The organism is uncultured Stenotrophomonas sp. (genome assembly GCF_963519925.1).
Taxonomy (GTDB): domain Bacteria; phylum Pseudomonadota; class Gammaproteobacteria; order Xanthomonadales; family Xanthomonadaceae; genus Stenotrophomonas; species Stenotrophomonas maltophilia_AE.
On sequence record NZ_CAUQPH010000162.1, the window covers coordinates 1 to 7194 of the forward strand.

General features: G+C 68.7%; 6 protein-coding genes. 3 read left to right on the forward strand and 3 right to left on the reverse strand.

Annotation, left to right across the window (positions count from 1 at the left end; all coding sequences use genetic code 11):
- Positions 1-946: AAA family ATPase (locus RWO33_RS18015; protein ID WP_314106578.1), on the forward strand; the 946-nt coding region annotated here is incomplete at its 5' end.
- A gap of 261 nt (positions 947-1207) precedes the next feature.
- On the opposite strand, the gene RWO33_RS18020 is transcribed toward RWO33_RS18015, so the two are convergent.
- The 3 genes from RWO33_RS18020 to RWO33_RS18030 all read right to left on the reverse strand — a co-directional run bounded on the left by RWO33_RS18020 (position 1208) and on the right by RWO33_RS18030 (position 3480).
- Positions 1208-2155 (reverse strand): DMT family transporter, encoded by a 948-nt coding sequence (locus RWO33_RS18020; protein WP_145478174.1) that lies wholly within the window; start codon positions 2153-2155, stop codon positions 1208-1210.
- A 72-nt stretch (positions 2156-2227) separates the two neighbouring features.
- Positions 2228-3049 carry a DUF72 domain-containing protein gene (locus tag RWO33_RS18025; RefSeq protein WP_314106580.1) on the reverse strand — a complete coding sequence of 274 codons (822 nt, stop codon included), beginning with the start codon at positions 3047-3049 and terminating at the stop codon, positions 2228-2230.
- Positions 3046-3480, reverse strand: coding sequence for a VOC family protein (locus RWO33_RS18030; protein WP_314106582.1), 435 nt, complete (start codon positions 3478-3480; stop codon positions 3046-3048). The genes RWO33_RS18025 and RWO33_RS18030 overlap by 4 nt, the downstream gene beginning before the upstream one ends.
- Before the next feature lie 157 nt (positions 3481-3637).
- On the opposite strand from RWO33_RS18030, the gene RWO33_RS18035 reads away from it, so the two are divergent.
- Positions 3638-5188 (forward strand): serine hydrolase, encoded by a 1551-nt coding sequence (locus RWO33_RS18035; RefSeq protein ID WP_314106583.1) that lies wholly within the window; start codon positions 3638-3640, stop codon positions 5186-5188.
- 87 nt (positions 5189-5275) lie between these two features.
- On the forward strand, positions 5276-7111 hold the full coding sequence (gene smrA, locus RWO33_RS18040) for a multidrug efflux ABC transporter SmrA (RefSeq protein WP_314106585.1): 1836 nt from the start codon (positions 5276-5278) through the stop codon (positions 7109-7111).
- Positions 7112-7194 lie beyond the last annotated feature (83 nt).

The following is a 7194-nucleotide window of genomic DNA, read 5'->3' on the forward strand; positions in this document are numbered from 1 at the left end:
GGCCAGCCGCGCGATGCGCCAGGGCGAGGTGCCGGTGCAGGGCACCGCGCGCAGCGAGCCGGTGGCGCTGCGGCTGGGTTTCGCCGCCGACGATTTCGGCTATGCGATCGACCTGGGCTTCCCGGTGCCCAGCGTGTCGGCGTTCGCCCTGGACCCGCAGATCAAGTGCGAAAGCATCTGGGCCGGGCCGTTCCTGCGCAGCAGCAACGTGCTGGTCGAACGCCGGGGGGCGATGGTGCGGCGACGCCAGGGGCGGCACTGGGAAGGCGTGGACGACCATCTCTCCGTGTTCGAGAGCGTGTTTTCGCAGCTCGCCGATCCGCAGCGCATGCCGGAAGTGCTGCGCCTGCGCGAGACGATCCGTGCATGGCGCTTCTACGACCATTTCCGCACCGATGCGGACGCGCCGGCACGGCAGTCGCCCCTGGCCACGCGCACCCCGGTGCTGGGCCATGACGGCCGCGACCTGGCGGCAGCGTGGCAGACCATCGTCGAAATCGGCGATGCGCAGGGACTGGCCGCCGCGGTGGACGACGCCTTCCCCGGCGCGCAGGTCCTGATCGAGGGCAGCGAAGGCCGCCTGCACCTGAAATTCCAGCAGCCCGGCCTGCTGCGCCCGCTGACGGCCGCCGAACTGTCCGACGGCACGCTGCGTTACCTGCTGCTGATCGCCGCGCTGCACACCCCGCGCCCGCCGCCGCTGATGGTGCTCAACGAGCCGGAAACCAGCCTGCACCCGGACCTGCTGCCGGCGCTGGGGAGGCTGATCCTGGCCGCGACCGCACGCAGCCAACTGTGGGTGGTCTCGCATGCCACCCGGCTGGTGGCCACGCTGCGCGAATCGCCGCTGTGCAACGCGATCGCGCTGGAAAAGCAGCTCAGCCGCACCACCCTGGTCGGGCAGGGACTGCTGGACGCGCCGGCGTGGTACTGGCCGGATCGCTGACGCCGGAGGCGCTGACCCGTAAAACGGATCGGGAAAACGGACCGGTAATACGGACCCGTAAAACGGATCGGTAAAACGGATCGGTAAAACGGATCGGGAAAACGGATCGGTAAAACGGATCGGTAAAACGGATCGGTAGAGCGGACTGTTAGTCCGCTGCTTTTCGCGCAGAAGGCAGCCGACTAACAGTCGGCTCTACCGGTCGGCTCTACCGGTCGGCTCTACCACTCGGCTCTACCCGCCGCGTGGGTCCCGGTTTCGTCACTCGGCGATGTTGCGTGCTTCGGCCGTCCCCAGGATTTCCGGATGCTGCACTTTCCTGCGTCGATTCAGCAACGGGTGCAGGAACACCGCGCCGACGATGATCGCCACGCCGGCATAGAACAGCGGGGTCAGCTCGCGCTGTTCGCTCAGCAGCACCATCGCCAGCAGGATCGCGTACACCGGCTCCAGGTTGGTCACCAGCTGCACGGTGTAGGCGCTCAGGTGGCGCAGCGCGACCAGTGCCAGCGCGAACGGCAGCAGCGTGCAGACCCCGGCCAGGACCAGCAGCAACACGCCGTCGTGCAGGTCCGGCAGCACCCACAGCGGGCTGGCCAGCGCCGGCAGCAGGAATGGCAGCAGCGGCGCCAGCAGGGTCAGGGTGAGGGTGCCGGCGCCCAGCTCCAGCGCGGTCACGGTGAGCGGATCGGCATGGCTGACCAGGCGCTTGTTGAGCGAACCGAAGATGGCCACCAGCAGTGCCGAGGCCGCCCCCACCGCCACGCCCAGGCGCATGCCGTCGGGCACGCCGCCCACCACCATGGCGACGCCGGGCAGCACGGCAATGCCGAACGCGAGCTCGCGCAGCTGGAACGGACGTTTTGCCACCCACGGCTCGATCACCGCGGTGAACACCGGCGCCAGCGCGATGCAGGTAGCCGCCACCGAGGCATTGGCCAGTTTCACCGCGCCGTAGAAGGTGAGCCAGTGCAGCGCCACCAGCGCGCCCACGCCGCAATAGCCGGCAAACAGGGCCGGCGACAGCTGGCGCAGTCCCCGCCACACCCGCGGCAGCAGGGCCAGCATCGCCACCACCAGCAGCATGCGCCACCACACCAGCGGCAGCGCGGGCAGGGTGATCAGCTTGCCGAGGATGGCGGTGATGCCCCACAGCAGCACGCAGAAATGGATCTGGAGAAGCGCTTTGCGGGTATCGGTCATCGGCATCCGGGTATTGTGGCGATTCCCGTAGCGACACGCCATGCGTGTCCCGCACCCTCGGCCGCCAGTCGGCTCCCGTCACTTCCCGCCAACACCCTCCAACTGCTTCCGCAGCGCCACCGCCGCGCCCGGGTTGCGGTGCTTGGCCGCGCCGATGAACAGCACATACACCTCGCGCGGCGCACCGGGTTTCGCGTCGGCGGCGACGTGCGGCAGGTCCGGGTTGTCTTCGCCGCGCGCCCAGCGCATCGCGCGCAGGCACCATTGTTCCAGCGTGCGTTCGGGATAGCCGGCGCGCAGGTTGGCGCGCGACTGCATCAGCCGCGCATAGATGAAGTCGGCGGTGGGGTCGGCGAAGCTGGGGTAGTCGCTGGAGCCGCTGTAGACCAGGGCGGCGCCATGCGCGCGCGCCACCGCCACCAGCTCCGGCGTCCACGCCGCCGGATTGCGCACCTCCAGCGCATGCTGCAGCGGGCAGCCGTGGGCCTTCTTCGGCAGCGCGTCGAGGAAGCGGTCGAAGTCCGCGGCGGCGCCCGGATGCCGGTCGGCGAACTGCCAGACCAGCGGGCCCAGGCGGTCGCCCAGCGCGCAGATGCCATCGATGAACCCTTCCGCACGCGCGCCGGCCTCGGCCAGGTCGTGGCGCTGGGTGATCGTGCGCGGTGCCTTGGCCGAAAACCGGAAGCCCGGCGGCGTCTGCTCGCGCCATTGCGCGTACACCGCCGGCTTCTGCGCGCGGTAGAACGTGCTGTTGATCTCGATGCAGCCCAGCTGCCGGCTGGCATGCGCCAGTTCCTCGCGCTGCGGCAGCCCGGCGGGGTAGAAGGTGCCGCCGCGCCAGGCCGGGAACACCCAGCCACCGATGCCGGTACGGATCGGACCGGGGGCCGCCTTGCTCAAAGCCCGTTCTCCCGCCACGGGTCGTAGCTGCCGAACCACCACAGGCGACCCTCCAGGTCGCGGCAGGCGTAACCGCGGCCGCCGTAATCCTGGTCGGCGATATCGATGACCACGGTGGCACCGGCGGCCACCGCCCGCGCGTAGTGCGCGTCGGGGTCGCTGACCACCACGCAGGCGCTCTGGGTTTCGCGGCCGCCGATCTCCTCGGGCTGCGCCACCAGCGCGCCCCACTCGCCGCCGTTGTCGACCGAGCCGAGCATGATCATGCCGCGGCCGTATACCAGCTGGGCGTGGTACACGATGTCGCCCTCGGCATACACGGCCTGCGCCTGGAAACCGAACGCGCGCTCCAGCCAGGCGATGGCGGCCCGCGCGTCGCGGTAGCGCAGGCAGGGAATGACGGTGGAACCGGCGTCGGTGGGGGTGATCATGCGGGCACTCCGGGTGGGCGGCTTCTGGCACACGCGAGCCTGCGACCGCCCGCGTTACCATCGCGCGAAACCTGGCGCGATCCGCCTGAATGGCCTCGACGCCCCTGCAACACGCAACCGGAGACACTGATTGAACACATCCTGGATCGGAGGCCTCGTGCTGCTGGCATGCGCACCCCTGGCGTCGGCGGCGGTGCCGGCCGAACTGCAGCAATTGGAGGCCACCGTCGAGCGCGTGCGCACCCAGTTCGACGTGCCCGGCATCGCGGTGGCGGTGGTCAAGGACGGGCAGGTGGTGCTGGCGCGCGGCTACGGCGTGCGCGAGCTGGGCAAGCCGGCACCGGTCGAGGCCGACACACTGTTCGCGATCGCCTCCAATACCAAGGCGTTCACCGCGACCTCGCTGAACCTGCTGGCAGAGCAGGGCAAGCTGAAGATGGACGACCGGGTGATCGACCACCTGCCGTCGTTCCGCATGTCCGACCCCTACGTCACCGGCGAGATGCGCATCCGCGACCTGCTGTCGCACCGCAGCGGGCTCAGCCTTGGTGCCGGCGAACTGCTGTTCTGGCCGACCACGTCCTACAGCAATGCCGAGGTGGTGCAGCGCCTCGGCAAGGTGCCGCTGAAGGCCGGTTTCCGCGACCGCTACGCGTACGACAACATCCTGTACGCGGTCGCCCAGCAGGTGATCGAGAAGGTCTCGGGGCAGTCCTACGCCGACTTCCTGCAGCAGCACATCTTCATCCCGGTGGGCATGGCCGGCACCCGCTTCAACGCCGACCACCTGCAGCCGGGCGACAAGGCGGCGGTGGGGCATGCCAAGTTCGACTTCACCGAGCTGCGCACGGTGGCGCCGCTGACCTGGTCGAACAACGCTGGGGCCGGGGGCGTCTATTCCAGCGTGCACGACATGGCGCGCTGGATGAACGTGCAGCTCGCCCAGGGCAAGCTGGAAAACGGAACTGCGCTGTTCAGCCCCAAGACGCAGCAGGCGATGTGGCAGATGATCACCCCGCAGGTGGTGCCCGAGCCGAGCGTGCCGCAGCTCGCGGCCGCGCGCCCCAACTTCGCCGGTTATGGCGAGGGCTGGAGCCTGAGCGACTACCGCGGCCGGAAGCTGGTCTGGCATACCGGTGGATGGCCGGGCATGGTGTCGCGGGTGACGCTGGTACCGGAGCAGAAGCTGGGCGTGGTAGTGCTGACCAACCAGGAAGTCGGTGCGGCGTTCAACGCCATCACCATGGCCGTACTCGACGCCTATCTCGGCACACCGCCCACCGACTGGGTGGCGGCATATGCGGCGGCGGTGGCCAAGGCGCAGGACAAGGCCGATGAAGGCTGGGCAGCGCACCAGGCGGCGCGCGATCTTAGGTCGACGCCGTCGCTGCCATTGGCCGGCTACGCCGCGACCTACCGCGACCCGTGGTACGGCAACGTGGTGGTGGAGAAGCAGGGCGGCACGCTGCGCCTGCGCTTCGGCAGCACTGCGCAGCTGGTCGGCACGATGGAGCATTGGCAGCACGACACCTTCATCGTGCGCTGGGACGACCGCTCGCTCAATGCGGACGCATTCGTGAACTTCAGCCTGGACCCGGACGGCAAGGTACGCGAGGTGCGCATGCAGCCGGTGTCGTCGCTGACCGACTTCAGCTTCGACTTCCAGGACCTGGTATTGACGCCGGTGGTAGCCGACGCGTCGAAATGAACCGCCCGCCCGGTGTGTGGCGCGGGTGAAAACAAACGGCAGGCCGCGGTGGGATAATCGCGGCCTGTTGGTTTTTCCGGGGTTGGAATGTTCCGCTGGTTTGAATCGCTGATTCCGGTGTTCCCACCGATCGATGCACGCATGCCGCCGCGCCGCGTGCTGCCGTTCTACATCCACTACCTGCGCCCGGTCTGGCCGGTGCTGCTGGCCACGCTGATCGCCGGGCTGCTGCTGGCGCTGGTGGAAGTGGCGATGTTCGATTTCCTCGGCCGCATCGTCGACATGGTGAGCGAGCAGCCGGATGCGGGCTTCTTCGCGCGGCACGCGGACACGTTGCTGTGGATGGCGGCAATCACGCTGGTGGCCCGGCCGGTGCTGGTGGGGTTGCATAACCTGCTGGTCAACCAGGCGATCGTGCCCGGCCTGAGCAACCGCTCGCGCTGGCTCATGCACAATTACGTGGTGCGGCAGAGCCTGTCGTTCTTCCAGAACGATTTCGCCGGCAGCATGGCCAACCGGGTCATGCAGACCGGCACGTCGCTGCGCGAGTCGGCGGTGCAGATGGTCGATTCGCTCTGGTACATCGTGGTCTACACCGGTACCGCGCTGTACCTGTTCGCGCAGGCCGACTGGCGGCTGATGATCCCGCTGGTGCTGTGGCTGGCTGCGTACGTAGTGATCATGGTGTATTTCGTGCCCCGCGCTAAGGAGCGGGCGTGGATCGCCTCGGAAGCGCGCTCCAAGGCGATGGGGCGCATCGTCGACGGCTACACCAACATCCCCACGCTGAAGCTGTTCGCCCACGGCGGACGCGAGCAGGCCTACGTGGCCGAGGCGATCGAGGAGCTGGCGGTCAAGCACCGCCGGCAGACGCGAATCACCACGGGCATGGACCTGACCATTGCGATCGTCAACGGTTTCCTGATCGCGGGTACCTGCGGGCTGGCGCTGTGGCTGTGGAGCCACGGCAACATCACGGTAGGCGCGATCACGCTGGCGACCGGGCTGGTGATCCGCATCCACAACATGTCCGGCTGGATCATGTGGACCATCAACGGGATCTTCGAGGACATCGGCACGGTGCAGGACGGCATCACCACGATCTCGCAGCCGCTGAGCGTGCAGGACCGCGCGGACGCGGTGCCGCTGGTGGTGCGCGACGGCGGCGTGCACTTCGACGACATCCACTTCCATTATGGCAAGCAGGGCGGGGTGATCGCGGGGCTGGACCTGGTGGTGAAGCCGGGCGAGAAAATCGGCCTGGTCGGGCCGTCGGGCGCGGGCAAGTCGACGCTGGTGAACGTGCTGCTGCGGCTGTACGACCTCGAAAGCGGGCATATCCGCATCGATGGCCAGGACATCGCCGAGGTCACCCAGGAAAGCCTGCGCAGACAGATCGGCGTGGTGACGCAGGACACGTCGCTGCTGCACCGGTCGATCCGCGACAACCTGCTGTACGGGCGCCCGGATGCGACCGAGGAACAGCTGCATGCGGCGGTGGCGAAGGCGCGCGCGGCCACGTTCATCGAGACGCTGCGCGATGGCGAGGGCCGGCAGGGCTATGACGCGCACGTGGGCGAGCGCGGGGTGAAGCTCTCCGGTGGCCAGCGCCAGCGCATCGCGATCGCGCGCGTGCTGCTCAAGGATGCGCCGATCCTGGTGCTGGACGAGGCGACCTCGGCGCTGGATTCGGAAGTGGAGGCGGCGATCCAGGACAACCTGGACGAGCTGATGGCGGGCAAGACGGTGATCGCGATCGCGCACCGCTTGAGCACCATCGCGCGCATGGACCGGCTGGTGGTGATGGACCAGGGCCGCATCGTGGAAACCGGCACCCACGCCGAACTGGTCGCCGCCGGCGGCCTGTACGCGCGGTTGTGGGCGCGGCAGACCGGTGGGTTCGTGGCGGCGGACGTGGTTTAAAGGAGACGCGGCTGCCGGTGGGGCGAGTGCGGGGCCGCCGTGCCCTTGTGGGCGAATTTCCCCCGGCGTCGGCCTGCGGCCGC

Bases quoted from the DNA above. Each gene is read 5' to 3' on its own strand.
- RWO33_RS18020 (WP_145478174.1), bottom strand. From the start codon at position 2,155: ATGCCGATGACCGATACCCGCAAAGCGCTTCTCCAGATCCATTTCTGC.
- RWO33_RS18030 (WP_314106582.1), bottom strand. From the start codon at position 3,480: ATGATCACCCCCACCGACGCCGGTTCCACCGTCATTCCCTGCCTGCGC.
- smrA (WP_314106585.1), top strand. From the start codon at position 5,276: ATGTTCCGCTGGTTTGAATCGCTGATTCCGGTGTTCCCACCGATCGAT.